Source organism: Burkholderia sp. E168m22, from assembly GCF_001319805.1.
Classification (GTDB): Bacteria; Pseudomonadota; Gammaproteobacteria; order Burkholderiales; family Burkholderiaceae; genus Burkholderia; species Burkholderia orbicola.
In genome coordinates, this window is the sequence record NZ_BBSK01000112.1 from 66,086 (window position 1) to 90,512 (window position 24,427).

General features: G+C 67.0%; 24 protein-coding genes and 2 pseudogenes. 15 read left to right on the forward strand and 11 right to left on the reverse strand.

Annotated features, from left to right (window positions below; all coding sequences use genetic code 11):
- Positions 1–287 precede the first annotated feature (287 nt).
- The 3 genes from AP428_RS26245 to AP428_RS26255 all read right to left on the reverse strand — a co-directional run bounded on the left by AP428_RS26245 (position 288) and on the right by AP428_RS26255 (position 3,647).
- On the reverse strand, positions 288–854 hold the full coding sequence (locus AP428_RS26245; RefSeq protein ID WP_011548598.1) for a cytochrome b: 567 nt from the start codon (positions 852–854) through the stop codon (positions 288–290).
- Entirely contained in the window at positions 851–1,918 is a 1,068-nt protein-coding gene (locus tag AP428_RS26250) for a catalase family peroxidase (protein WP_050809577.1), read from the reverse strand. Before AP428_RS26250 ends, AP428_RS26245 begins: the two co-directional genes overlap by 4 nt.
- Before the next feature lie 355 nt (positions 1,919–2,273).
- Positions 2,274–3,647, reverse strand: coding sequence for a M23 family metallopeptidase (locus tag AP428_RS26255; RefSeq protein ID WP_011548600.1), 1,374 nt, complete (start codon positions 3,645–3,647; stop codon positions 2,274–2,276).
- Positions 3,648–3,927: 280 nt separating this feature from the next.
- On the opposite strand from AP428_RS26255, the gene AP428_RS26260 reads away from it, so the two are divergent.
- On the forward strand, positions 3,928–4,797 hold the full coding sequence (locus AP428_RS26260) for a mechanosensitive ion channel family protein (RefSeq protein ID WP_041489436.1): 870 nt from the start codon (positions 3,928–3,930) through the stop codon (positions 4,795–4,797).
- A gap of 34 nt (positions 4,798–4,831) precedes the next feature.
- On the opposite strand, the gene AP428_RS36905 is transcribed toward AP428_RS26260, so the two are convergent.
- A complete protein-coding gene (locus AP428_RS36905; RefSeq protein WP_372237116.1) occupies positions 4,832–4,966 on the reverse strand; it encodes a hypothetical protein in 135 nt (44 codons plus the stop codon).
- A 25-nt stretch (positions 4,967–4,991) separates the two neighbouring features.
- Here AP428_RS36905 and AP428_RS36910 point away from each other — a divergent pair.
- The 5 genes and pseudogenes from AP428_RS36910 to dbpA all read left to right on the forward strand — a co-directional run.
- Positions 4,992–5,096, forward strand: a pseudogene (locus tag AP428_RS36910) (Lrp/AsnC family transcriptional regulator); the annotation flags it as partial.
- A gap of 70 nt (positions 5,097–5,166) precedes the next feature.
- Positions 5,167–5,472 carry a hypothetical protein gene (locus tag AP428_RS26265; protein WP_041489500.1) on the forward strand — a complete coding sequence of 102 codons (306 nt, stop codon included), beginning with the start codon at positions 5,167–5,169 and terminating at the stop codon, positions 5,470–5,472.
- Between the two features lie 537 nt (positions 5,473–6,009).
- Positions 6,010–7,653 carry a malate dehydrogenase (quinone) gene (gene mqo, locus AP428_RS26270; protein WP_041489437.1) on the forward strand — a complete coding sequence of 548 codons (1,644 nt, stop codon included), beginning with the start codon at positions 6,010–6,012 and terminating at the stop codon, positions 7,651–7,653.
- Between the two features lie 299 nt (positions 7,654–7,952).
- The gene (locus tag AP428_RS26275) at positions 7,953–8,150 is read left to right on the forward strand and encodes a hypothetical protein (protein WP_006483193.1); all 198 of its coding nucleotides are present in this window, start codon (positions 7,953–7,955) and stop codon (positions 8,148–8,150) included.
- Positions 8,147–9,544 carry an ATP-dependent RNA helicase DbpA gene (dbpA, locus tag AP428_RS26280; RefSeq protein ID WP_054928422.1) on the forward strand — a complete coding sequence of 466 codons (1,398 nt, stop codon included), beginning with the start codon at positions 8,147–8,149 and terminating at the stop codon, positions 9,542–9,544. Before AP428_RS26275 ends, dbpA begins: the two co-directional genes overlap by 4 nt.
- Before the next feature lie 50 nt (positions 9,545–9,594).
- On the opposite strand, the gene AP428_RS26285 is transcribed toward dbpA, so the two are convergent.
- On the reverse strand, positions 9,595–10,422 hold the full coding sequence (locus tag AP428_RS26285) for a phosphate/phosphite/phosphonate ABC transporter substrate-binding protein (RefSeq protein ID WP_011548606.1): 828 nt from the start codon (positions 10,420–10,422) through the stop codon (positions 9,595–9,597).
- Positions 10,423–10,665: 243 nt separating this feature from the next.
- On the opposite strand from AP428_RS26285, the gene AP428_RS26290 reads away from it, so the two are divergent.
- Both AP428_RS26290 and AP428_RS26295 read left to right on the forward strand, forming a co-directional pair.
- Complete coding sequence (locus AP428_RS26290; RefSeq protein WP_011548607.1) at positions 10,666–11,691, forward strand: fatty acid desaturase; 1,026 nt, start codon at positions 10,666–10,668, stop codon at positions 11,689–11,691.
- Positions 11,692–11,866: 175 nt separating this feature from the next.
- A complete protein-coding gene (locus AP428_RS26295; protein WP_011548608.1) occupies positions 11,867–13,075 on the forward strand; it encodes a benzoate/H(+) symporter BenE family transporter in 1,209 nt (402 codons plus the stop codon).
- A 72-nt stretch (positions 13,076–13,147) separates the two neighbouring features.
- On the opposite strand, the gene AP428_RS35980 is transcribed toward AP428_RS26295, so the two are convergent.
- A complete protein-coding gene (locus AP428_RS35980) occupies positions 13,148–13,507 on the reverse strand; it encodes an OmpA family protein (protein WP_011548609.1) in 360 nt (119 codons plus the stop codon).
- Here AP428_RS35980 and AP428_RS37545 point away from each other — a divergent pair.
- Positions 13,468–13,614 (forward strand): annotated as a pseudogene (locus AP428_RS37545) (type VI secretion system protein TssA); the annotation flags it as partial. The gene AP428_RS35980 and the pseudogene AP428_RS37545 overlap by 40 nt on opposite strands.
- Positions 13,615–13,713: 99 nt before the next feature.
- On the opposite strand, the gene AP428_RS26300 reads toward AP428_RS37545, so the two are convergent.
- Both AP428_RS26300 and AP428_RS26305 read right to left on the reverse strand, forming a co-directional pair.
- On the reverse strand, positions 13,714–14,607 hold the full coding sequence (locus tag AP428_RS26300) for an NAD(P)H-binding protein (RefSeq protein ID WP_011548610.1): 894 nt from the start codon (positions 14,605–14,607) through the stop codon (positions 13,714–13,716).
- A 229-nt stretch (positions 14,608–14,836) separates the two neighbouring features.
- Positions 14,837–15,754: an AraC family transcriptional regulator gene (locus AP428_RS26305; protein WP_011548611.1), complete on the reverse strand. Its 918-nt coding sequence runs from the start codon at positions 15,752–15,754 to the stop codon at positions 14,837–14,839.
- Between the two features lie 192 nt (positions 15,755–15,946).
- Between AP428_RS26305 and AP428_RS26310 the strand changes: the two genes are divergently transcribed.
- Positions 15,947–16,141, forward strand: coding sequence for a hypothetical protein (locus tag AP428_RS26310; RefSeq protein ID WP_041489438.1), 195 nt, complete (start codon positions 15,947–15,949; stop codon positions 16,139–16,141).
- Positions 16,142–16,161: 20 nt separating this feature from the next.
- Here AP428_RS26310 and AP428_RS26315 read toward each other — a convergent pair whose 3' ends face one another.
- Positions 16,162–17,115: a LysR family transcriptional regulator gene (locus tag AP428_RS26315; RefSeq protein ID WP_006480013.1), complete on the reverse strand. Its 954-nt coding sequence runs from the start codon at positions 17,113–17,115 to the stop codon at positions 16,162–16,164.
- A 100-nt stretch (positions 17,116–17,215) separates the two neighbouring features.
- On the opposite strand from AP428_RS26315, the gene AP428_RS26320 reads away from it, so the two are divergent.
- The 4 genes from AP428_RS26320 (at position 17,216) to AP428_RS26335 (ending at position 21,650) form a co-directional block, all read left to right on the forward strand.
- Entirely contained in the window at positions 17,216–18,574 is a 1,359-nt protein-coding gene (locus tag AP428_RS26320; RefSeq protein ID WP_011548613.1) for an NAD(P)/FAD-dependent oxidoreductase, read from the forward strand.
- A 326-nt stretch (positions 18,575–18,900) separates the two neighbouring features.
- A complete protein-coding gene (locus tag AP428_RS26325; protein WP_011548614.1) occupies positions 18,901–19,335 on the forward strand; it encodes a hypothetical protein in 435 nt (144 codons plus the stop codon).
- Between the two features lie 182 nt (positions 19,336–19,517).
- The gene (locus AP428_RS26330) at positions 19,518–21,143 is read left to right on the forward strand and encodes a histidine-type phosphatase (protein WP_011548615.1); all 1,626 of its coding nucleotides are present in this window, start codon (positions 19,518–19,520) and stop codon (positions 21,141–21,143) included.
- A gap of 198 nt (positions 21,144–21,341) precedes the next feature.
- The gene (locus AP428_RS26335) at positions 21,342–21,650 is read left to right on the forward strand and encodes a hypothetical protein (protein ID WP_011548616.1); all 309 of its coding nucleotides are present in this window, start codon (positions 21,342–21,344) and stop codon (positions 21,648–21,650) included.
- A gap of 25 nt (positions 21,651–21,675) precedes the next feature.
- Here AP428_RS26335 and AP428_RS26340 read toward each other — a convergent pair whose 3' ends face one another.
- On the reverse strand, positions 21,676–21,969 hold the full coding sequence (locus tag AP428_RS26340; RefSeq protein WP_011548617.1) for a hypothetical protein: 294 nt from the start codon (positions 21,967–21,969) through the stop codon (positions 21,676–21,678).
- A 406-nt stretch (positions 21,970–22,375) separates the two neighbouring features.
- On the opposite strand from AP428_RS26340, the gene AP428_RS26345 reads away from it, so the two are divergent.
- Positions 22,376–23,980 (forward strand): EAL domain-containing protein, encoded by a 1,605-nt coding sequence (locus tag AP428_RS26345; protein WP_011548618.1) that lies wholly within the window; start codon positions 22,376–22,378, stop codon positions 23,978–23,980.
- Between the two features lie 18 nt (positions 23,981–23,998).
- Here the strand turns inward: AP428_RS26345 and AP428_RS26350 are convergent, their stop codons facing one another.
- Positions 23,999–24,370: an SH3 domain-containing protein gene (locus AP428_RS26350; protein WP_011548619.1), complete on the reverse strand. Its 372-nt coding sequence runs from the start codon at positions 24,368–24,370 to the stop codon at positions 23,999–24,001.
- Positions 24,371–24,427: the final 57 nt, after the last annotated feature.

Consider the following 24,427-nt stretch of genomic DNA (forward strand, 5'->3'; position numbering starts at 1 on the left):
TTAATTTTCCGGTTATCGCGAGACTCCTGAAAGTTGTGACGACGAGATTCGGGCGAATCGGAAAATATGACGCGATACCGCAATCGCACGGGCCGTGCAAGGCAACATGGACAATTCGGCCATGTTGCCTTGCACGAAGCAATGCCACCCGCTTTTGGACGACTACATGGCCAGAGGTGTTCGTCGATGCGCTCGACGATCCCGCCAGCAGATGTTCCGGATAGCTGGACGGCCGCCGTCGAAGCCGCCATGCGACGCACTCCGCCGACGATCGAACGACGGGCTACTTAACCGCGTTGCCGTCCACCACGTGCCATGCTGGAAAAAACGCCGTCCCGGTAAATCCACGCATGAACCAGGGCAGCCGACAGAAGGGCCAGCACGACGACGAACAGCAGTCGCGCCAACAGGCCATGCGCATCGCGCAACCATGCAAAGAGCGTCGGACTGGCCGGTACGATCGCAGGCAGGTTGACGCCCTTGAACAGGACAATCGGGAAACCGCCCGCCGACAACAAGGCCCAGCCGATCAGCGGCAATGCCAGCATCAGCACATACAGTGCCCAGTGGGACGCTTTCGCTGCGAGCACCTGCCAATACGGCAGACTAGCCGGCAGTGCCGGCGGCCGGCTGCGCACCCGATTCGCGACGCGCAGCAGCGCCAGCACAAGGATCGCGATACCCAGCGGCCGATGCAGGTCGATCAGCCAGATCCGGTGATGCAACGACGTCATCATGCCGGCGCCGATGAACAGCATGGCCAGGATCATCGCGGCCATCAGCCAGTGCAGACCGCGCGCCAGCGCGTTGAAATGGTGCGGCGCGCCACCGCTCGCCAGCTTGTGCGTATTCATTTGACCCCCTGCTTGCCGACTGCCTCGGTCGCCTTGCCGTAGCCGATTTCGCGTTCGCGGCGATTGAACGAATGCGCGTACGCTCCCGAGCGCGCGTTCAGGATCGGATCGTTCGACACCGCGACGCCCGCGGGCACGATCGACGGATCGAAGTTGATGTCGCGACACGCGCCCTCGGCCTGTTCGACGACACGCGTCATTTCCAGCGTGCCGGCGACGAGTTGCTTGCGATCGGCCGGCCACGGCTGCGACGCGTCGTCGACCGGATCGCCCGGCTGCGCGAGTTGCAACACGTAGTCCCAATGGAGCGGCTTGCGCGCGAGCCGCTCGCGCACGCCTTCGAACAGGAAGTCGTGGTCGGCCTTCTGCCGCTGCGCATCGCTCATCGGCATGAACGGGTCATGCGGGCGCATCATCCAGCGCACCGGCTGCCGGTGTCCGTCGGCGGCCACGAGATAGAAGGCATTGACGCTGTAGAACGTCGCGCCCGCGAAACTGCCCGGAGCCGGTTCCTGCGCCGCCCATTTCATGAACTTCTCCGCCTCCGGGTACGCTTTCAGGAACGCGGACACCCGCGCCGGGTCTGGCTGGCCCGTGGCCGGGTCAGGCGCGGTCGCCTGCTGCATGGCCAGAAAGCCCTCCGGTTCGTGTGTCGCGAAGTACGGCTGGTTGTTCATCGCCATGCGCCATTGCTGCTTGTCATCGGTCGTCAGCAGCAGAGCCATGCTCAGCGTCGTCGTGGAGTTGTCGGCCGCGTACGGGCTGCCGGTGCCGATCGAGAGTCGTCCGACGACCGGGATGTCCGCCTGCGTGAAGACACGCGCGGTCGACAACGGCACCGCCGCGCGGTCGGGACGGAACGTGCCGACGAAGCAGACGCCCTTGCCGTGCGCGCGGCGAAAGCCGGGCGGAAACGGCTGCGGGGTTTCCGATACCAGCGATACGCTGGTCGTGCGCGAACCAATCCAGCCGGCCGTCCACGCAAGGGTCGACGTCAGTGCGCCGCCAGCGCCCCCCACGTGCGTGTCGACCTGAAATCCAGTTTTGACATAGATGGTTTTCATCCCGTTGTGTCGTCGTGCGTGCCGCGCCATGTTTTGCCCAGCGCGGTCGTCTATGCATGAAGCGCGCGGCCGCGCTCACGAGCGCCGCCGGGTGCGCACGATCGAGTGGATTGAGGTACGAACGCGGTCGCGATGACCCGCTGTGGGAATCGCCACGCGCGTTGCATCCGAAAATCTTAGCGACGGGGCAAAAGCGGAACCATCAGACCAGGCTGAAATCGTCAACGGGGTGTAGGACCAGTCCGGCCGCGCGCGCAGCGTCGTTGCGCGCATGCCGAGACGGCGGGTGTCGGTTGGCCCATGCAACGATGCCGGCCATTGCGGCCAGCATCGAGGAGCGGGCAACTGCTAGCGGTCAGCCCGCATGGGATGCGGAGCGCGTCGACATCGCCACGGGTTGCGCCCAAGTGGCCGATGCTAGCTGAATGCGCGCATCACGCGCCACGCGGTTGAACGCCACGCGTTGCGCACCCTTCAGTTTCGCCGCTCTGGCTGCGTGCACGAGCTCGATCGGATCGACGAGGCGCGCATGCCGGCGCACCTCGAAGTGCAGATGCGGGCCGGTCGCCGTTCCCGTGCTGCCGACCGCGCCGACGCGTTGACCGCGCGTCACGCGCGCGCCGGTTCGCAACGTCGGCTCGAACGCCGACAGGTGCGCGTAGTACGACGCGTAACCGCCGTCATGACGAATCACCACGTACTTGCCATAGCCGCGCGGCTCGGTGCCGATGAACGTCACGACGCCGCGCTCCGACGCATGAACGGCGCGGCCCGCCGGCGCCGCGAGATCGACGCCCGAATGCACGTGACGCGCACCGCTCACCGGATGCACGCGCGCGCCGAACAGCGAGCTGATGCGCGTCGCGGCGACCGGCATCGCGAAGCGTGCGCCGGCGAGCGGCATGCCGTCAAACTCGTAATAGGCGCCCGGCGAGCCGGCCTGCGCGGCGAACCACACGGCCGCGACGCGCTGCCCGCGAAAGCGGACATCGAGCGCCGTCACGCGTACGCGGCCCGGCCGCGTTGCGCCATGGTCCGGCTCGAATGCCACGCGGAAGGTGTCGCCCTGCGCGCCGCGCTGCGTCGGATCGATGCGCCCGGCCAGCATGTGGGCGATCTGCGCGGCGACGCCGGCCGGCAGATCGGCGCGCGCCAGCGACGCGTGCAGGCTGCCGACGATCGCGCCGGCGCGCGTGCCGCGATCCGGCTGCGCGAGCGTGAACGGCTCGGCGGAGGCCAGATCGACCGGACCGTGCGCGAACGCCGGCTGCGCACCCGTCGCGGGCAGCGCCGACGCCAGCCCGTAATCGAACCGCGCCGCATAGCCGCGTTCGACCGCACCGCGCGCGGTATCGCACAGCACGCGATATGCAACGCAGGCGCCGAAGCGCACCACCGGATCGTCGCGCCCGGTGCCTGCCGACACGTTCCACGCATGCGATGCATAAGCGACGTCGAGCGGCGCGGCGGACGATGCACGCAGGCCGCCCCACGTCGTGCGCGCGGAATTGAAGAAAGGCACGTCGCCAAGATCGGTGGTTTCCGCCGTCGCGGGCGCGGCCGGCGCGGCGTCGTGAAACGCCTGCGCTGCCGCGCCCTGTGCGCCGGCCACGCACGCCGCCGCGACGATGCCGCGCAGGAACGCACGACCCATCGGAAAACGGTGAACGCCGCGTGACGCGGGTCGACCTTGCTCGCGTGCGACACGGAAACGCAGGTCTGACCGCATGACGTCGTCACTCGCTATTCAATGAAAAATCGGGAAAGAACCGGACATCGCTGAGGAACGATCGTCGCGATCCGGCTACTCGACAGCGAGTGTATCGGCGTGGTCGAAACGGCTAAATAGGACTCGTCTTATTTGTTAAGAATGCCGCTTAATACTCGTACTAAAACAATGCCGCCGGGACGCCATGCATTCGCGCGAAACCCGCCGCGCCGTGTACAGTCGAGGGCTGCCGGCGCGCGACACGCGCCGCGCACTGTGTCTTCAACACCGGAATCCCGTCATGTTTCTCGATCAACTTCATCCGGAACGCTGGACGTTCCTGTGGAACGCGTTGTCCACCCTCTCCCTCAAGCTGTCCGCCGCCCTGGCGCTGCTCGTCGCCGGCTGGTGGCTGTCGAAACGCGTCGGCAACTGGCTGAACCGGCTGCTCTCGAACAAGGAGCGCGTCGACGACACGCTGCGGCCGATCCTCTGCGACGTCGCGGTATGGGGCATCCGCATCGTCGCGATCGTCGGCGCGCTGTCGCAGCTCGGCATCGAAACCGCGAGCATCGTCGCAGTGCTCGGCGCGGCCGGGCTGGCCATCGGGCTCGCGCTGCAGGGCACGATGCAGAACATCGCGGCCGGCATCATGCTTCTGCTGCTGCGGCCGTTCAAGGTCGGCGACTACATCGACGGCGGCTCAGGCGTCGCGGGCACCGTCGAAGAGGTCGGGCTCTTCATGACGCGCCTCACGAAGCCGGATGGCATCTGCGAGTACGTGCCGAACAGCGCGCTGTGGGGCAGCTCGATCCGCAACTACACGCGCAACCCGACGCGCCGCCTCGATCTCGAAGTGGAAGTGTCCGTGCACGACGATATCGATCGCGCGCTCGCTGCGCTGCATGCGCTGGCCGTGGCCGATCCCGACGTGCTGCAGGACCCCGCGCCGGACGTGATGGTGATGCGCTTCGACGACAGCACGGCCGTCGCGAACATGCGCGTGTGGACGCATACCGACAAGTTCTGGACGATGCGCTGGCGCCTCGCGCGCCAGGTGCGCAAGACGCTCGCCGACGCGGATTGCGCGCTGCCGATCCGCACACGGGAGCTGCACATCGTGCACGACGCGGCACGCCGCGCGGACGATACGCGCGTGCGAGTTTCGTAAGGCTGCGCGGCGCGGGACGCGCCCCGCTGCGACGTTACATCCAGACGATGTCGAGCAGCACCTTCCTGCCGCTCTTGCAGGTGAACACCGAGATCGCGCCGTGCTTCAGGTCGCCCCGCGGCGTGATGCGCGTTTCGCCGATCGCGCCGCGATAGACTGTGACCGGCATCGCGGCCAGCACCTTCGCCGGGTGCCTCGAGCGCGTGCAGAGGAAGCAGGTCGGCGTATCGTCGATTCAGTCGAGTCTCGCGTTGCGCGAAGTGAAGTTCTCGTCACGCGTGCCGGTGCCGGACGCGTGACCGTTCATGCCTTTCAGGCGCCCACACACGGGCATCCGTCGTCGATCGTCATCCCATGGAGCGCTACCCGATGAAACGTTACTTTCCCACCGCGTCGTTTGCCGCCGCGATCGCCTGCGCATTCGCATTGAGCGCCTGTGCGGCGCAATCGTCCGCGCCGGCTGCTGCTTCGGCACCGGCCGATAATGCCGCGCCAGTGGCCCCGCCGCTGGTCGGCGGCGATCGCGACGCGCACGGCTGCATCGGCTCGGCCGGCTACGCGTGGTGCGAGCGGACGCAGCAGTGCGAGCGTCCGTGGGAACTTGCGAAGGCGCGGGGGGTCGCGAATTCGGCGCAGGCTTACGAGCAGTTCTGCCGGAACGGCGGAACGAAGTGAAGTGATGCGCGTGAACGGGTCGCGGTGCAACGCCGCGATCCGATGATGTTCCGGTCTGGTGCATGGCCCCTCCATCGCACGCATTCGACCCGCCGATCCCCATCGATTTTCCCGCGTCGCGCACCGTCATTCCGGAAACCCGGACACGCAAAAAACCCCACGAAAACAGGGATATTCGCCGCCTGCGACACGTTGTCCGAGTTCGGTTATATTACGCGCCCCTTGCCACCCCGCCCCCGCAAAACGCGTCGCACGCGGCCCCTTTCAACGCAGCCTGAAGCGCCGTCCGCTCAGGCTTGCCGCCCGGGCCCGGGCGCGTGGCGCACCCTCGCGACGCAGGCGCTTGCCTGCCCGCGGGAAGCCGATCCGAAGGTGTCCTTCCGAATCGCTTCGCGTGCGCAAATGCAACGGCGCGCCGCGCCGATCCGGAATTCCGGATTCGCGGTCCGAATCTCCGGACCCGCGTTCCGGCGCCACGGAACCGCGCGCCGGGCGGCATGGCAAACCGATGCATCCAAGTTGAAAAAGGGATCTGCTGTGATCAAAACGTTACGGGTAATACTGTCGGCGCTCGCGCTGTGCGTCGCGACATCGTCGGCGCACGCCGCCGATACGAAGAAAGTCGATGTCCTGCTGGTGGGCGGCGGCATCATGAGCTCGACGCTCGGCGTCTGGCTGCACGAACTCCAGCCCAACTGGTCGATGACGATGGTCGAACGCCTCGACGGCGTCGCGCTGGAAAGCTCGAACGGCTGGAATAACGCCGGCACCGGCCACTCGGCGCTCGCCGAGCTGAACTACACGCCGGAGAAGGCGGACGGCAAGGTCGACATCTCGAAGGCGATCGAGATCAACGAGTCGTTCCAGATCTCGCGCCAGTTCTGGGCGTGGCAGGTCAAGCAAGGCGTGCTGAAGAATCCGCACTCATTCATCAACTCCACGCCGCACATGAGCTTCGTGTGGGGCGACGACAACGTGCGCTTCCTGAAGAAGCGCTACGAAGCGCTGCAGGCCAGCCCGCTGTTCCGCGGGATGCAATATTCGGAAGACTACGACCAGATCAAGCAGTGGGTGCCGCTGATGATGGAAGGCCGCGACCGCAACCAGAAGGTGGCCGCGACGTGGACGCCGATCGGCACCGACGTGAACTTCGGCGAGATCACGCGCCAGTTCGTCGGCTACCTGAAGACGCAGCCGAACTTCACGCTGTCGCTGTCGAGCGAAGTGCGCGAGATCACGCGCAACGCCGACGGCACGTGGCACGTGTCGTGGGTCAAGCTGCATTCCGACGAACCGCCGCAATCGGTCGACGCGAAGTTCGTGTTCATCGGCGCGGGCGGCGGTGCGCTGCACCTGCTGCAGGCGTCGGGCATCCCCGAGGCGAAGGACTACGGCGCATTCCCGGTCGGCGGCTCGTTCCTCGTGACCGACAACCCCGAAGTCGTGAAGCAGCACCTCGCGAAGGCGTACGGCAAGGCGTCGGTCGGCTCGCCGCCGATGTCGGTGCCGCACCTCGACACGCGGATCATTGACGGCAAGAAGATCATCCTGTTCGGGCCGTTCGCGACGTTCTCGACCAAGTTCCTGAAGAACGGCTCGTACTTCGACCTCGCGAAGAGCACCAACCTGCACAACGTCGCGCCGATGATGCGCGTGGGCGTCGACGAATTCCCGCTGGTGCAGTACCTCGCCGGCCAGCTGATGCTGACCGACGACGACCGCTTCAACGCGCTGAAGGAATACTTCCCGAACGCGAAGAAGGAAGACTGGCGCCTGTGGCAGGCCGGCCAGCGCGTGCAGATCATCAAGCGCGACCCGGTCAAGGGCGGCGTGCTGAAGCTCGGCACCGAGATCGTCGCGTCGCAGGACGGCAGCATCGCCGGTCTGCTCGGCGCGTCGCCGGGCGCATCGACCGCCGCACCGATCATGCTGAACCTGATGCAGAAGGTGTTCAAGGACAAGGTCGCGACGCCCGAGTGGCAGCAGAAGATCCGCCAGATCGTGCCGAGCTACGGCACCAAGCTGAACGACAGCCCGGCGAAGGTCGTCGAGGAATGGACCTACACGAGCGACGTGCTGCAACTGTCGCCGCCGCCGAAGATCGACCTCGGCGCGCCGTCGCAGGCCACCGGCAACGCGCCGGCCCGCCCGGCGAAGGCATCGGCCGACATGGCGCTGTAAACGCGCCCGACGCCGCGCAACAGCCGCGCAACAGCCGCGCGGCACCCATGCGGCACCGTTATGCCGCCCGACACGGCCGCCCTCCGGGGCGGCCGTTTTTCCTGGTGCGCGCCGGGCGCGAGCACCGGCTTCCGCTAGAATTGCGGCACGCGCGACCCCGTCGCCGCCCGATCCATCACCCGCATCGACACAACCCGAGCCACCGCCGGTGCGGCCCGCGCCCGAGCCGCGCGAGCGCCGCCCGCCGTGGCCGCGCCCGCCCGGGCGCGCCATCAACCGAATTCAGCTGGAGAAAGACCGTGTTTACCTGCCGAAACCAGAGCTGCGGCACGCAGTGGGAACAGTCCGACGTCGTCATCAAGGACGAAGGCCAGGGGCTGCTGTTCCGCTGCCCGCTGTGCGGCGCCCGCAACTATCTCGAACGCTTCGAGGACGACGAAGGCAACGTCGTCTACGAGCAGATGGAAGGCCGCCCCTACCTCGGAGACCTGTCTTGACCCAACCGACCGCCACGCCGTTCAGCGCGCTGCCGCTGACGCCCGCCACGCTCGCGAACCTCGCGCAGCTCGGCTATGTCGACATGACGCCGATCCAGGCCGCGAGCCTGCCGATCGCGCTGGCCGGTCAGGACCTGATCGCGCAGGCGAAGACGGGCAGCGGCAAGACCGCCGCGTTCTCGCTCGCGCTGCTCGCTCGCCTCGATGCGCGCAGCTTCGACGTGCAGGCGATGATCCTGTGCCCGACCCGCGAGCTCGCCGACCAGGTCGCGCAGGAAGTGCGCCGCCTCGCGCGCGCCGAGGAGAACGTGAAGGTGCTGACGCTGTGCGGCGGCACGCCGATGCGTCCGCAGGCGCAGAGCCTCGAGCACGGCGCGCACATCGTCGTCGGCACGCCGGGCCGCATCATGGATCACCTCGACCGCGGCAATCTGAAGCTCGACGCGCTGAACACGCTGGTGCTCGACGAAGCCGACCGGATGCTCGACATGGGCTTCTTCGACGACATCGCGAAGGTCGCCCGGATGTGCCCGACGACGCGTCAGACGCTGCTGTTCTCCGCGACCTATCCGGACGGCATCGCGAAGCTGAGCCAGCAGTTCCTGCGCAATCCGAAGGAGATCAAGCTCGCGGAACGCCACGACGACAGCAAGATTCGCCAGCGCTTCTATGAAGTGACCGAGGACGAGCGGCTGCATGCGGTCGGCCAGTTGCTGAACCACTACCGGCCGGTGAGCACGATCGCGTTCTGCAACACCAAGCAGCAATGCCGCGATCTGCTCGACGTGCTGCACGCGCAAGGCTTCCACGCGCTCGCGCTGCACGGCGAGCTCGACCAGCGCGAGCGCGATCAGGTGCTGATCCAGTTCGCGAACCGCAGCTGCTCGGTGCTGGTGGCGACCGACGTCGCCGCGCGCGGGCTCGACATCGCACAGCTCGAAGCGGTGATCAACGTCGACGTGACGCCCGACCCCGAAGTGCACGTACACCGCATCGGCCGCACCGGCCGCGCGGATCAGGACGGCTGGGCGCTGAGCCTCGCGAGCATGGACGAGATGGGCCGTGTCGGCGCGATCGAACAGGCGCAGAAGCGCGAGGTCGAATGGCATCCGCTCGCTGAACTGAAGCCGGCGGACGACAGCGTGCTGCTGCCGCCGATGGAAACGCTGCAGATCCTCGGCGGGCGCAAGGACAAGATCCGCCCGGGCGACGTGCTCGGCGCGCTGACCGGCGACGCCGGATTCGACGGCAAGCAAATCGGCAAGATCAACGTGACCGAGTTCTCGACCTATGTCGCGATCGAGCGCGGCGTCGCGCACGACGCGCTGCGCAAGCTCAATGCGGGGAAGATCAAGGGCAAGCGGGTCAAGGTCCGGTTGATGGACGAGGAGTAAGCGGGCCGCGGCGCGGGCGGTCGCAGCACCGCCGGGCGCCGTCCCGTGCGTCACCTGAGTTCGGGATAGCCGTGCGTCGCGGCGGCCTGCTCGAACCGCGCAATCGTGTCGTAGTCGGCCGGCGACAGCCGGTCGAATCCCTTCAGCCTCAGCACGCGCGCCCGTTCCACATCGGCCGCAGCCGCGCGCTCGAGCGCCTCCTGCAACGCGTCCACCTGCGTATCCGCCAGCGCCGCCCGCGATGCGACGAACGGCAAGCCCGGCGCGGATGCCGTCGTGCCGATGATCCGGATGTCCTTCAGCAGATCGGGCAGCGCGTCGCGCACATACGCGAACGTCACGCAGTCGATCGCCGCGCAATCGGCCTCTCCCGAGGCCAGCGCACGCAGCACATTCAGGTGCGAACCGAACGGCGTGACCGAGCCGAAGAACCGTCCGTCGTGCGCATGCGGCGCGACCGCGTGCCGGAATGCGTTCATCCCGCTGTGCGAATCCTCGCCGTTGAGGGCGGCCCGCAACCCGCGGCAGGCGGCGAGCGTCGTCGCGCCGCCCGCATACACACGCGCCGATACGACCAGCACGCTGCTGTAGCGCGCCTCGTCGCAGCCCTCCGCATCGAAAATCGGGGTCGCAATCAATCGCACGACGTCGTGCAAGCCGAGCATCCGGTACGGGTAGCCGCAGGTCTGCGACAGCAGCAGGTCGTCGCGCCGCCACAGTGCGAGCAGATCGTCGAACGGCGCGTCGGGCAGCACGACGTCAGCCGGCCCGCCCGCGTTCGCGAACGCATCGAGCGCATCACGCAGCAGCGCGCGCCACAGGGCGGCGTGGCGCGGCGTCACGTTGTACATCGGCAGGACTGCGATCCAGGGTTTCATGCGGGCATTCTACGCATCGGCGGCGCCCCGGATGCTTATCGGCCGCAAGACGATAAGCAAATGCGAATCAATTGGTTGGCGTAGCCGCGCCGCCTCGGTACCGTTCGAAGGCCTGCCGGCGCCGCCACCGTGCGCGATGCCGGGCAAGCCGACCGTGATCCGCGAGACACCAGCGCACCCGGGCCGAGCGCCCCGGTTCCATCGCTCGTTCCCCGCACTGCCCGATCCATCCGCCTCAACGCCATGGCCGAATACTTCGACGTCGACCACGCGCGCGCGATCGCCGCGCTCGACGCCCGCTTCACCGCCCGCACCGAGTGGCCGACCTGGCTGCTGGTCGTCGTCATCTACGGCGGCTGGCTCGCCGTGTTGCTGCTCGTGCGCGAAGGGCACCTGTCGCTCGCCGCCGCGACGCCGCCGTTGATCCTGCTCGGCGCGTGGCACCTGTCGCTGCAGCATGAACTGCTGCACGGCCATCCGACGCGTTCCGCCTTCGTGAACAAGCTGCTCGGCTATCCGCCGCTGACGGTCTGGTATCCGTACACGCTGTATCGCGACACGCACCTCGAGCATCATCGCGACGAAGACCTGACCGTGCCGGGCATCGATCCCGAAACGAACTACGTGACGCGCGAACGCTGGGCGCGGCTGCCGCGCTGGTGTCGGGCGCTGACGGTCGCGCGCAAGACTTTCTTCGGACGCATCGTCGTCGGGCCGCCGCTCGCCATCGCCGCGACGTTCCGCGATGCGTTCGCCGCGTTCCGGCGCGGCGACTTCCGCTATCTGCCGATGTGGGCGACGCATGCCGCGTGCGTGGCCGCGCTGCTCGCGTGGCTGCAATGGGCGATCGGCGTGCCGTGGTGGTACTACCTGCTGGCCGTCACGTGGCCCGCGCTGTCGCTCGCAATGATCCGCTCGCTATACGAGCATCGCGCGGCGCCGCATCCGAAGGCGCGCATCACGATCAACGAAGCCGGCTTCGCGATGCGGCTGCTGTACCTGAACAACAACTATCACCTCGTCCATCACGACCTGCCGAAGCTGCCGTGGTACGACCTGCCGCGCGCATACCGGATGCGACGCGACGCGTATGCGAAGAAATGCGGCGGCTTCGTGATCCGTGGCGGATATCGCGAACTGCTCGCGCGCCACGCGTGGACGCCGACCGATCCGCCCGTGCATCCGTTCGACGAGGGCACGGCATCGCTGTCGACGGGCAGCGGGATCAAGGTGGCAGTGGTCGACAGGGTGTTGCAGATCAGCACCTGACGTCAGAAGTTTCCGCGTGTCGGCACCGGTCCTTACGAAAAGCCGACAACACCGATCGTCGTCCGCGAATTGCCAATTGCGTCGGCAATGCCCAGAATGGCCGCTCCGCCGGGATTTCCGACCATCATTCGCCCCGGCTCCGCCGCACGGCCGCGCGCCGCATTCCCCGACGACGATGCAACCGAACACCCCACCCGGCGCGATCCGAACGATCGGCAACGACTGGTCCGTTTCCGCGATCACCGCAGGCTTTCTCGCGGTCCTGATTTCGTATGCGGGCCCGCTCGCGATCTTCTTCCAGGCTTCGCAGGCCGCGCATGCGTCCAACGACATGGTGTCGTCGTGGGTCTGGGCGATCTCGATCGGCGCCGGGGTATCGGGCCTGTTCGCCAGCTGGAAGCTGAAGGTGCCCGTCGTCACCGCGTGGTCGGCGCCCGGCACCGCGCTGCTCGTCGGCCTGTTTCCGCAACTGACGCTCAACCAGGCCGTCGGCGCGTACCTCACGGCCGCGCTGATCATCCTGGCGATCGGCGTGTCCGGCTATTTCGACCGGCTCGTGCGCCACATTCCGCGCGGCATCGCCTGCGGGATGATGGCCGGCATCCTGCTGCCGTTCGGCATGCACGCGTTCTCCGCCGCGACCGCGCAGCCGGTGCTCGGCTTCGGGATGATCGCGGCGTACGTGATCTTCAAACAGCTGCTGCCGCGCTACAGCATCGTGCTGGTGCTGCTGACGGGTGCTGCGCTCGCGACGCTGCTCGGGATGACGCATCTCGGCAACGTGTCGCCGAGTATCGCGCGGCCGATTTTCATCGCCCCGGAATGGACGCTCGGCACGACGCTCAGCCTGGCGCTGCCGCTCGTCGTCGTCAGCCTCACCGGCCAGTTCCTGCCGGGGATGACGATCCTGCGCGTGTCCGGCTATCACACACCGGCGCGCCCGATCATCACCGCGACCAGCGTGATGTCGCTCGTCGTCGCCTGCTTCGGCGGGATCACGATCGTCGTCGCGGCGATCACCGCGGCGCTCTGCACCGGCAAGGACGCGCACGAGAATCCGGACCGGCGCTACGTCGCCGGGCTCGCGAACGGTGCGTTCTATCTGATCGGCGGGCTATTCGCGGGGACGATCGTCACGGTGTTCTTCGCGCTGCCGAAGGCGTTCGTCGCGATCCTGGCGGGGCTCGCGCTGATCGGCGCGATCAGCGCGAACGTGCACGGAATCTTCGAGGACGAGAACCATCGCGAAGCGTCGATGATCACGTTTCTTGCGACCGCGTCGGGGATGACGTGGCTCGGACTCGGGTCGGCGTTCTGGGGGATCGTGATCGGGTCGGCGGCGTATGCGGTGTTGAACAGGGGGCGGGGGCGTCAGGCGGATTGAGCATCCCACCATGCCTGCTGCAACAGACAGGTCCGTTGTATCGCCGAATCGGGCGGCGTCCCGACGCGTCGCTCAATTCGATACGGTCACTTCGACCCGGCGATTTCGTGACCTGCCCGGCGCCGTGCCGTTGTCGGCAAGTGGATCGGCATCCCCCTGTCCGGTTGCCGAGATGTTTTGCATCGGCACTCCCGCGGCCGCGAAAATCCGCGCGACCTCTCGAGCCCGAGCCTCTGAAAGCGCCTGATTGTTGCCCCGGGATATCGCTCCAGCCGGTACGTTGTCGGTGTAACCAACGACCTGCACGTACGCACCGGGTACCGATGCGGCAATGGTCCGACCAATCGTCGCCATCATGGAAGCCCACCACGGCTCGACCGTCACGTCACCCGATGCGTACGGCGCGTCAGTGGTTTGAAGCGAACGAACCAAGCAGCCCTATCCCGATATTGCTGAAGCGGGCTGAACAGTGCGTTGGCAAACGCTATGTCGAGGTTGTCAACGCGATTCCGGCCGAGCTTCTTTCGCAATGGGATTAGGCGAATGGCCTGGAATAGATTCGGAAGTCGACGCGCACGGCGACCAGGCAGCGTCTCGCCGGCGAACCTCGTATGCGACTGACGGCCGGTGGTCCCGCCTCACGCCGGCGCCGCATGCGCGCGCACCAGCGCAGCAAGCGCTTCCTCCAGCGTCGTCGTCCCGTACACCCGCTCCGACACGTCGGCTTCGACATCGATCCGCCCCGCGTTGTGCACGTCGTACAGGTCGACGATCAGCTGCGCATGACGCTCGCTGAGCCCGGCGCGCAGCAGCGTCGCGCTCCACGTATCGCGCGGTAGCGCGTGCGCGACGATCGCGCGACCTGCCGCCGTGCCCAACGTTTCCGCAATCGCCGTCACGCTCACCCGCCGCGGCCCTTCGACACTGACGATGCGCGGCCCGCTGTCGCCTTCTGGCGCATCGAGCATCAGCGGCGCCGCGACGATGCCCACATCGGGCGCCCAGACCGTCGGAAACGCCTTGCCGACCGGATGATGGAAGCTCGGCAGCACGCCGGTACCGAGCGCGACCGGCAGCACGCACGCCCAGTTCTGCAGATGCTCGGCCGAGCGCAGCAGCGTCAATCGCGTCGGGATCGTCTTCAGCCGTGCCTCGAAGTCATGGAACAGGCGCGTGATACCCGTATTGCCTTCAAGCTCCGCGCCGTAATCCGACAACGCGAGCAGCGCCGGCGGCGGATTCGCGGCGAGCGCGGCAGTCGCTGCGTCGATCGTCCGCGTCATCGTCGCGGCCGGATCGGGGTCGGCAGCCGGCACCGGGCACAGTATCTGCACCGCCTGCGCGCCGTCGATCGCCGCGGCGATCGCGTTCGCATCCGTCAGGTCCGCGATCGCAACATCGCAGCCGAGCTGCATGAAACGTTCACGATGGCGCGCGTCGCGCAGCACCGCGCGCACGGAATGGCCTGCGTTGCGCAAGGTCGTCACGGTCGACAAGCCGACGTTGCCGGATGCTCCGAAGATCACGAACACGATTCGCTCCTGAGGGATGAAGGTGCTGTGATTGTCGGGTTGCGCGGCCCGGAAGGCGCGCACGGAGGGATGAATCGAGCAGGAAAGGATGACGTGCTGAGTACGCCAACCATGCATGCGCTCCGATGCAAGCGCGTCAAAACCGGAGAAGACGAGCGCGACAATTGTCCAACGACCTGTTGGACGATTGCCCTCGGATCAAACGCAACGTCCGTGTACCGCTGTTGCGTTATGCGTCTTTCCCGCCATCCTCACCGTCATACGCCAGCCGCAACCCGCCCCGCACGCCCGACCGCGCAATCTCCGTCGGCGTCGCACCGAGCACGCGATTCATCCAGTTCGCCATGTGGCTCTGATGCGCAAACCCGGCCTCCAGCGCGATCTGGCTGATGCTGAGCCGGCCTTCGAGCAGCAGCGTCTTCGCGCGCTCCACCCGGCGCCGCACGACGTACTGGTGCACGGGCATCCCGAGCGTTTCGCGGAACAGCACCTTGAAATGCGGCACGCTGATCGACACGAGCGCCGCGAGCTCGGCCAGCGTCATGCGCCGGTCGAGATTCGCCTCGACATAGTCGATCACGCGCGCCGCCGCCTTCGGCGCCAGCGTGCGCCGGCGTTCGCGAAACACGGGCTGGCCGTCGACCAGCCGCGCGACGAGCGCCGTGCACAGGCTCTCCGCGTAGAGCGGGTCCGATGCGTCTTCCGCTTCGAGTTCGGCGGCCATCGCCCACGCGATGTGCTGCAGCCGCGGGTCGCGCACCTGTAGCCGCCGGCGGATCTGCGCGTGCGACGGCTTCAGTTCGAGCTGTTCGACGGTGCGCCGCACGAAGGTGTCGCTGAGCGCGATATGCAGAATCCGGCAATCGGCGCTGTCGGTCCATTGGCCGGGCAGGCCAGCCGGAATCACGTCGACGTCGCCGTGCGCCTGGATGCGCGACACGCGCTCGCCGTCGCACACGCAATCCGCGCGCACCGGCGCGCCGATATGCACGCCGATCCGGTGATGCTCGGCCGCCGGAATCCGGTACGTCCCCGCGCGAATCTCCAGCAGCGACGCGCCGAAGCCACGCCAGCCCAGCCCGCGGCTGGAGCGCAGGCTGACCGGGACGCCGTTGTCCGCCGGCGCGGCAAGAATCGGATCGCTCATTGATGGTCTCCACCAGATCAGGTGCCGAACGCGCATTGTGACGCGTTTCGGGCCGGCGTGCCGGCCCTGCGCGGCCGCCGCTGAATCGAACAGAAAAAGATCATCCGTTTCTGCTCGGGACGATCCTTGCGTGCGCGCCGGCGGGTGCCGCAGCGCTTACGATCGCCTCATCCGACACCTACGGAGCCCGTCATGCCCCATTCCTGCCCGCAGCGCGCGGCGTTCATCGCACGCTCGCCGTCCGCCGCCCGTCCTTCATCCGGCCCCAACGCCCGCAACACACGCACCGCCATCGCCGCGTGGGGCCTGCGCATCGTCGGCTGGTACCGGCTCGAACGGCTGCTCGCGTCGATTCCCGACAGCAACGACGACTTCGGGCTCGTCTGACCGGCCGGTCGACACGCCGCCTACTTGCGCCGCCGCTCGTGCGGCGCCACCGTCGCGCCGTCGATCACCGGCGCGCCCTGCTTGATCAGGAAGTCGCGGAACAGCCCCGTCACCTGCGAGATCCGCCGGTCGGCGAGCGTGACCACGTACCATTCGCGCTCGATCGGATTGCCGGGAAACGGCAGTTGCCCGAGCAGCCCCGTGCGCAGTTCGAGCGCACACGCGTGCAACGACAGGAACGCGACGCCGAGCCCGGCTTCGGCCATCTGCTTGATCGCCTCGTTGCTCGACAGTTCGGAGCCCACATGAAAGCGGTGGCCCGCGTTCTTGAACAGGCTCTCGACGGTCGAGCGCGTGCCCGCGCCGCGTTCGCGCACGAGCAGGTGCGCGGATTCGAGATCCTTTAGTGCGACGCGTTTGCGCTGCATCAGTGGATGGCCGGGCGCCGCGACGAACACCATCGGATGCTTCGCGAACTCCACCGCGTGCGTGCGCAGTTCCTTCGGCGCGCTGCCCATCACCGCGAGATCGATTTCATGCGTCGCGAGCATGCGGATGATGTCGTCGCGGTTGCCGACCTTGAAATAGGTCTTCACGTGCGGGCGCGTCGCGGTGAATTTGACGAGCAGCGGCGGGATCAGGTATTCGGCCGTCGTGATCGCGCCGATCCGCAGCGTGCCGCCGAGATCGCCCGTCAACGCGGCCACTTCGTCGCCGGCCTCGCTCCATAGATGCAGGATCTCGCGCGCGTAGCGCGCCACGATCTCGCCGGCCGCGGTCAGTTGCACGCCACGCCCCACCCGCTGCAGCAACGCGGCGCCCACGGCCTCCTCGAGCAGGCGAACCTGCAGCGACACGGCCGGCTGCGTCAGGTTCAGCTCCTCGGCCGCGCGCGACACGCTGCCGAGCCGCGCAATCATGTCCAGCGCCTTCAACTGCCGGAACGTCGCGGTCTTTCCTATAAGTGAATACATATGAGTCGCTTATAAACATTAAATTGTTCGAGTGGGTTCGAAACTATATCGTCGGTTCTTGAGCAATGTCATCCGAATCGTCATTCAGCGGGAGCCCAACATGGACAACACCACGCCCACCCTTGCAACGGACCGCGCACCGCGCCTGCCGCGCATCGTGATCGTCGGCGGCGGCGCCGGCGGCCTGCAGCTCGCGACGCGCCTCGGCGATACGGTCGGGCGCCGCGGGCAGGCCGACGTCGTGCTCGTCGACCGCTATCCAACGCACTTCTGGAAGCCGCTGCTGCACGAAGCCGCATCGGGCCATCGCGATCCGGCCTCCCACACGATCGAATACGCGGCACAGGCGAAGCGCCACGGCTTCCGCTTCGTGCAGGGCGCGCTGCAGCAGGTCGACCGCGCGGCGCGCACGGCGACGATCGCGGCCGTGCAGGATGCGGACGGCACGGAAATCCTGCCGCAGCGCACGCTCGACTATGACGATCTGGTGCTGGCAGTCGGCAGCGTGACGAACTTCTTCAACGTGCCGGGCGCCGAGCGTCATGCACTGCCGCTCGAAAACCTCGATCAGGCCGAGGATTTCCGCCGCAAGTTCCTGGCTGCGTGCACGAAGGCGAATCACCTGGCCGAGCAGCAGCCCGCGCGGCGCGCGGCGCCGATCTGCATCAACGTGATCGGTGCGGGCGCGACGGGCGTCGAGCTGGCCGCCGCGCTGCGCCATGCAGTTCAGCAACTGACGACGTACCGCTTCAAGGCGCTGGTGTCCGCGCGTGACGTGCACATCCGGCTGATCGAAGGCGGCCCGCGCATCCTGCCGGCGCTCGACGAACGGCTGTCCGGCAAGATGCACGCGCAGCTGCGCGCGCTGAACGTCGACGTGCTGACCGAGACGCGCGTGGCGGAAGTCGGCGCGGATGCCGTGACGACCGCGACCGGCGAACGGCTCGCGAGCGACATCACGATCTGGGCGGCCGGCGTCGCGGGCCCCGCGATGCTGCGGAGCATCGGCGACATCGCGCTCAACCGGTCGAACCAGGTGATCGTGACCGACACGCTGCAGACCCCCGACGATCCGCACGTGTATGCGTTCGGCGACTGCGCCGCGTGCCCGTCGGCCGGTGCAGGCGGGTTTCTGCCGCCGCGCGCGCAGGTCGCTCATCAGCAGGCGGTGTATCTGGTCAACGCATTCGCGCGGCGCGTCGCCGGCAAGCCGGTGGCCGGCTTCACGTTCCGCGATGCGGGCACCGTCGTGTCGCTCGGGCATGCGGGCGCCGTGTACCAGGCGGACATCGGCGGGCGCTCGCGCTCGCTGATCGTCGACGGGCTGGCGGCGATCGGGCTGTACAAGTTCCTGTATCGCAAGCACCTGTTCAGCGTGGTCGGCATGAAGCGCGCGCTGTTCCAGTCGCTGAGCCACTGGCTGCAAAGCCGTCACCAGCCGTCGATCAAGCTGCATTGATCGCAGTTGTTCGCGCGCAGCATCACGACGCGGCATATCGGGCGGGCATCGCTCGATATGCCGTTTTTCCATATGCATAGACTCGATGCATTCACACTGCGCGCCACGCTGGTGCATCACGTTGAACGCGATCGATACGATGCAATTCATGCGGGACATGCCGCGCGACCCGCATTCCGCGCCCGCGCTGGCTTGCCACCCCATTCATTAGCCAAATCGTATGAGTCGACGAAAAATATTAATTAGTCGCGTTTTCCGGATCGACGCTAAGGTGTGTGGCATTCCCGTCGGCGAACGGATCATCACGTTTCTGAAAAGGAATCACCGTGGTCATCGAAGCCATCGTCACCCGTCTCGACGCAGCATTCGCGCAGATCGAAGCCACACCGGATTCACGCGAATCGCGCCATCAACGCGACGCGATCATCCAGTGGCTGGACCGGGCATCGGAAGAAGGCTATCGGCTCGGTCTCGTCACGACGCTGCCGGCCGCTCGGCTCAGCGACATGTTCGAAGGCCAGTTCGGCCGCGCGAACCTCGACCGCTTCTCGGTCGTCGTCACGGATTCGGATCAACAGAACTCCGGATCGAATCAGCATCCGTTCGATGTCGCGCTGCAAGCGCTCGGCGTACCGCCGGAGCGCGCGGTCGGGATCGCGAGCAGCGAACCGGAACGCCGCGAAGCCGAGCATTTCGGCCTGTCGCGCTGCGTGAACATCACAGATACGGTGCGCTCGATCGCATCGGCCGGGCTGCACTGAACGCCAGCACACGGGCTGGCAGCGGCCAGCCGTCATCGTCGACTCGGCGGCCATCCGACGATTGTCCGACCGCATCCTGACATTCTGCTGTCAAAGTCGCTTGCAACACTTCGGGGCTCGACCACATTCCCCCGGAGACGGGACGACGCACATGCGCATCGTCCCGTCCGTTGCCCGCCACGATGACACGCCCGACCCGCACCGCCGCCGCCCTCACGATTGCCGGCCTGTTGCTCGCTGCTTGCGGCGGGGATGACTCGACGCAGCCCGCCACGTCGGCCGACAACAACGGCACGACGCCCGCGCCGCAACCGCAACCTCAGCCCACGCCGGCTCCGACACCCGCGACCTACTACCAGACGAAGACGCCGTACCGCCCGCAGCAGGACGCGGCAACGTACGAAGCGCCGCCGGCCGGCTACGCACCGGTCTATACCGAACTCGTCGCCCGTCACGGCTCACGCGGGCTGTCGGGCTTCAAGTACGACGGCGCGATCTACGCGATGCTGGTCAAGGCCGAGGCCGACGGCGCATTGACCGCGCTCGGCGCGCAGCTCAAGGCCGACACGTACGCGATGATGAAGGCCAATGCGCTGCTCGGTTATGGCGTGCAGGGCATTTCGACACCCGGGTACGGCAACCTCACGCAAACCGGCATCCGCGAACATCAGCAACTCGCCGCGCGTCTCGCGCAGCGGTTGCCCGCGCTGTTTGCGACGGGCAACCGGCAGGTGGTCGTCGTCAACTCGGGCCAGGATCGCGCGGTCGACAGTTCGACGTATTTCTCGGCGGCATTGGTTGCCGCGCAGCCGGCACTGGCGCCGGCCATCACGCTGCCGGCCGCGCCGGCCGGCTATCCGGCGAGCGCACCGGTCGCACAGCCGGCCGGCATCAACCGCTTCCTGCTGTATTTCCACTCGCTGAAGCCGGCCACCGATCTCGTGACCGACACGAGCGATCCGTACTACGCGACCTATCAGGCGAGCCAGGCGTACCAGACCTATGCAAACGACGCGACGGTGGCCGCTAAGCTGAAGGCGATCAAGGCCGCACCGCAGGCGGCCGACGTCGCGCAAACGGTGCTGGCCGCGCTCGTGTCGCCGGCCTTCATCGCGAAGCTCGGCTCCGACGGCTACACGTTCGCGAACACCGGCACCTATGCGTTCACGTCGACGGACGGCAAGTTCACCAACACGCTGAAGGGCGACGGCAAGACGAAGATCGCGACGGCCGTCGATGCGGTGAACGTGCTGTACAACCTGCTGCAGGTCGCGCCGGCCATGACCGCGGAAACCGGCGGCGTGACGATGGAGAAGTACATCGGCGCGGAGCAGGCGCAGTATCTCGCGTACCTCCAGGATGCCGAGGACTACTACCAGAAGGGGCCCGGCATCCAGGAAGCGAACCCGGTGACGTACCGGATGGCGAAGGTGCTGCAGGACGACTTCTTCGGCGAAGTCGATTCGATCGCGCGCGGCGACCTGACACGCGCCGCGAAGCTGCGCTTCACGCATGCGGAGATCGTAATTCCGTTCGCGTCGATCATGAACCTGAAGAACGTGTTCGTGCCGACGCCGCAGGCGCAGACGTACACGTATGCGAACAATCCGTGGTGCGGCGACCAGGTCTCGCCGATGGCCGCGAACATGCAGTGGGATGTCTATCGCAACGGGTCGCGGCTCATCGTGAAGATGCTGTACAACGAGCGCGAGACGGATTTCCAGGCCGCGTGCGACGGTGCGAAGCTCGCGCCGGGCAGCCACTTCTACGACTACGCGGGGCTGAAGCAGTGTTACGGGTATCAGTGACGGGATGCGCGAGCGCGTTGACGCGCGCCTTACGGCGCCGGACGGGAGAAGCGCCGCGGCAGCGGCGCGGCCGACGACCGGGGCAGGCGATCGGCGTCGCACGCGGCCAAGCGGCCCGTTCGGGCACGTGACACGCCTCTCGCACGCACGAACTCGCACCGGCCCGCATGGTCGAACGAGCATCGCCGGAGAATCCTCATGAAACGCGTCGCCGTTGCCGCCACCCTGACCCTGTTTGCCGCCATCAGCCTGCCGGCCATCGCCGGTGCGCCCTCGGGTGCCGTCGCGCCGCCGGTTCCGGCTCAGGCATACGCGAAAAATTGCGTGCCGTCGCGGGACGCCGCACCAGGCACCCACGCCCCCTCCAGCGCGCCGCCGATCCGCGTCTGCGTCGGCGATTCCAACACGCAGCTGAACCTGCCGTGGTTCCTGACCGATGTCCTCACTGCCGTGGACACGCATCAGTCACCCAGCGGCCTGCTCCACAAGATGCGCAACGACTTCTGAATCTCGCCCGGCACGCCATCGTTCATCACGCGTCGGAGCGCTTCAGCACCTGGATGAACGTGTCGACGATGCCGGCCCACATCGCGGGGTCGGCGATGCGCTCCAGCAGCACCCGCAACTCCCGTCGCTCTTCGTTCGACAGTACGCCGTGCGCGCTGCGGATGCTGTCGTAGCGCGGCGTACCGCGCGATGCGAGTACGCGATCGAGCGAATAGTCTTGGGCCTGCCCGTCCACCAAAATCCTGATCCACAGCGAACCGCCGTCCGCCAGGGCGGCGCCGTCGATCACGATGACGTTGGGCGCGGTATTTTCTTCCATCGCAAAGCTCCTGCTCGACACCCTCGCGGCCGACCGCCGAAAGCGGGCCACGCGGAAATGTTTCTTTTTGAGACACAATCACAAAACGACACCAATTTTTAGACAACAATATTTCGTAATAGCGCGCCGCATCATATACTTGCCGCGCACCATCCTCGTGCCAAGAGACGGTGTCTTTCGTCCCGGCTGCACACACTGTGCGGCCGGGGCTTTTTTCGATACGCTGCGCCTATATACATGCTTAATGTACGCATGTTATTGAGGGATACCGCCCGATCGATGGACGATCGCGACAAGCGACGGCCGCATCGATAGGCATCCGAAACCGGCGCGCGAGCCGCCTGGCCCGACTCGGGCATGCGGCGTGCGTGCCGCTGGTGTATCGACCGGTTCGACTTGCCACCTCATGCGTATAACACCAAAGGCAATCGCGGGGCTGCGGGCGCTCACGCCCGGCTCGACACTCCTCTTCCACCGCAGCGGCGCGTGGCCGCGCGTCATGTTTCTCGCCGCCGTGATCATTTGCGTGCTCGTGCCCGCGTTCGCGATCGTACTGGCCGACCGCTACGCACGCGATGCCGTCACAGCGAACGAGCGCGCCGTGGCAAACGACATCGTGGCTTCGGTGGACCGCATCCTGGACGGCGTGCGCCTCCGACACGCGGACGAGCTGAGCGCGCTCGTCGGGCGGCCATGCGCGACGGTGTTCCGGACACTCGCCGAAGTGGGCACTCGCCTGCGCTATCTGCGTGCGGTCGGGCTGGTGAGCGACGGCCGCCTCATGTGCTCGTCGGCGCTCGGTTCGATCGACCTGCCGCTCACCGCGTATGCGCGCGAGCCGGAACCGGGCTCGATGGCCGTCACGCTGCTCCGCCAGACGCCGTTCCAGCATGGCATTCCGGTGCTGTCCGTATTCCGATCCACCGCGCGCGGCGCGGGCGTCCTGTATGTGATCGAGAGCGACTACGTGGCCGACGCACTCGCCCACGGCACCGGCAACGGGGCGGAAACGGCCACGCTGTCGATCGCGGGTGCAGGTCGTCTCGATCAGCACGGGAAGTTCTCGCCGGAAACGGAAGCGGCCCCCGCAGGCGGCAGCACGATCGCTTCGCAGCGCTGGCCGTTCACGGTGTCGGTCATCGCATCGGCGCGCTACGCGTCACAGGTCCAGCGCCATTACCGGCTGATCTGCGCGACGATCGTGCTGCTCGCCGACAGCCTCGTGATGGCCGCCTACCTGCTCGCGATGGCACCACGGCGGCTGTTGCTGAAAGCCGTGCGCCACGCGCTCAGGCGCGACGAGTTCCATGTGGTGTATCAGCCGATCGTCGACGTGCAGACGCGCAGGACGGTCGGCGTCGAGGCGCTGCTGCGCTGGCACCATCCGAAGTGGGGGGCCATCAGCCCGGCCGTGTTCATCCCGCAGGTGGAATCGAGCACGGTGCTGCCGAAGGTCACCGAGTTCGTGCTGCGCACGGCGGTCGCCGAGCTGACCGCGCTGACGCCGTCCGCGCCGCTGCGCATTGCCGTGAACATTGCGCCGCAGGATCTCGAGCGCGGGCGGTTCGTGACCGACGTCGAGGCAGCGATCCGCGCGCTGCCGCCCGGCTTCACGCTGGTGCTCGAAGTCACCGAGCGCATCCTGCTCGAGAAAAACGCGCGCACCACCGAGATCTTCCATGCATTGCGATCGAAAGGCGCGAAATTCGCGATCGACGATTTCGGCACGCATCACAGCAATCTCGACATGCTGTCGCGCTTTCCGTTCGACTACGTGAAGATCGATCGACAGTTCGTGTCGCAACTGGACAGCGGCAGCTCGAGGCTGATCGAGGGAATCGCAGCCGTCGCGCATCACTACGGCCTGAAGATCATCGCGGAAGGCGTGGAAACCGAAGCGCAACATCGCGCGCTGCATGCGGTCGGGATCCAGTACGCGCAGGGCTACCTGTACCAGCGGCCGTTGCGCGCGGAGAACCTGCAGCGCGATTTCGCCGGGGCAACGGTGTAACGGCGCCGCCGACGGCGACTACTGCGCGCCGTATTGGCCGCCGAGGCGCACGCGGCCCTGCTCGACCCATCCTTCGAAGTCGTCGCCGGTCTTGCCGTTCACGTACATGATGTCGTACCAGCGCCCGTGCGACTTGTAGACGGTCACCGAATCGCCGGGGACGATGAAGGTGCGCTTCGTGATGCATTGCGCGTCGGGCGCCGAGTAGAAATACGCGCGGCCCATACCGATGACCGTGCCGGACGCCGGCGGCCGGAAGTTGTCGTCGGGGCCGTTCGTGGCCGCATCGAGCTTCCCGCAATCGACCGTGCTCTTCGCTTGCGCGCCGTTCGCGCCCAGGCTCGCGCCGAGCACCAGCAACGCGATGCCCATGTGCATCATCATTTTCATCATTCGCCCTCTACGCCGTAGTGTTTTTTTCCGGTTTGCCGGTTCGCGGCCCGCATA

Bases quoted from the DNA above. Each gene is read 5' to 3' on its own strand.
- AP428_RS26335 (WP_011548616.1), top strand. From the start codon at position 21,342: ATGAAACGCGTCGCCGTTGCCGCCACCCTGACCCTGTTTGCCGCCATC.
- AP428_RS26265 (WP_041489500.1), top strand. From the start codon at position 5,167: ATGAAACGTTACTTTCCCACCGCGTCGTTTGCCGCCGCGATCGCCTGC.
- AP428_RS26285 (WP_011548606.1), bottom strand. From the start codon at position 10,422: ATGAAACCCTGGATCGCAGTCCTGCCGATGTACAACGTGACGCCGCGC.
- AP428_RS26340 (WP_011548617.1), bottom strand. From the start codon at position 21,969: ATGGAAGAAAATACCGCGCCCAACGTCATCGTGATCGACGGCGCCGCC.
- AP428_RS26305 (WP_011548611.1), bottom strand. From the start codon at position 15,754: ATGAGCGATCCGATTCTTGCCGCGCCGGCGGACAACGGCGTCCCGGTC.
- AP428_RS26255 (WP_011548600.1), bottom strand. From the start codon at position 3,647: ATGCGGTCAGACCTGCGTTTCCGTGTCGCACGCGAGCAAGGTCGACCC.
- AP428_RS26250 (WP_050809577.1), bottom strand. From the start codon at position 1,918: ATGAAAACCATCTATGTCAAAACTGGATTTCAGGTCGACACGCACGTG.
- AP428_RS26350 (WP_011548619.1), bottom strand. From the start codon at position 24,370: ATGAAAATGATGATGCACATGGGCATCGCGTTGCTGGTGCTCGGCGCG.
- AP428_RS26295 (WP_011548608.1), top strand. From the start codon at position 11,867: ATGCAACCGAACACCCCACCCGGCGCGATCCGAACGATCGGCAACGAC.
- AP428_RS26245 (WP_011548598.1), bottom strand. From the start codon at position 854: ATGAATACGCACAAGCTGGCGAGCGGTGGCGCGCCGCACCATTTCAAC.
- AP428_RS26330 (WP_011548615.1), top strand. From the start codon at position 19,518: ATGACACGCCCGACCCGCACCGCCGCCGCCCTCACGATTGCCGGCCTG.
- AP428_RS36905 (WP_372237116.1), bottom strand. From the start codon at position 4,966: ATGCCGGTCACAGTCTATCGCGGCGCGATCGGCGAAACGCGCATCACG.
- AP428_RS26310 (WP_041489438.1), top strand. From the start codon at position 15,947: ATGCCCCATTCCTGCCCGCAGCGCGCGGCGTTCATCGCACGCTCGCCG.
- AP428_RS26320 (WP_011548613.1), top strand. From the start codon at position 17,216: ATGGACAACACCACGCCCACCCTTGCAACGGACCGCGCACCGCGCCTG.
- AP428_RS26290 (WP_011548607.1), top strand. From the start codon at position 10,666: ATGGCCGAATACTTCGACGTCGACCACGCGCGCGCGATCGCCGCGCTC.
- AP428_RS26345 (WP_011548618.1), top strand. From the start codon at position 22,376: ATGCGTATAACACCAAAGGCAATCGCGGGGCTGCGGGCGCTCACGCCC.
- AP428_RS26260 (WP_041489436.1), top strand. From the start codon at position 3,928: ATGTTTCTCGATCAACTTCATCCGGAACGCTGGACGTTCCTGTGGAAC.
- AP428_RS26315 (WP_006480013.1), bottom strand. From the start codon at position 17,115: ATGTATTCACTTATAGGAAAGACCGCGACGTTCCGGCAGTTGAAGGCG.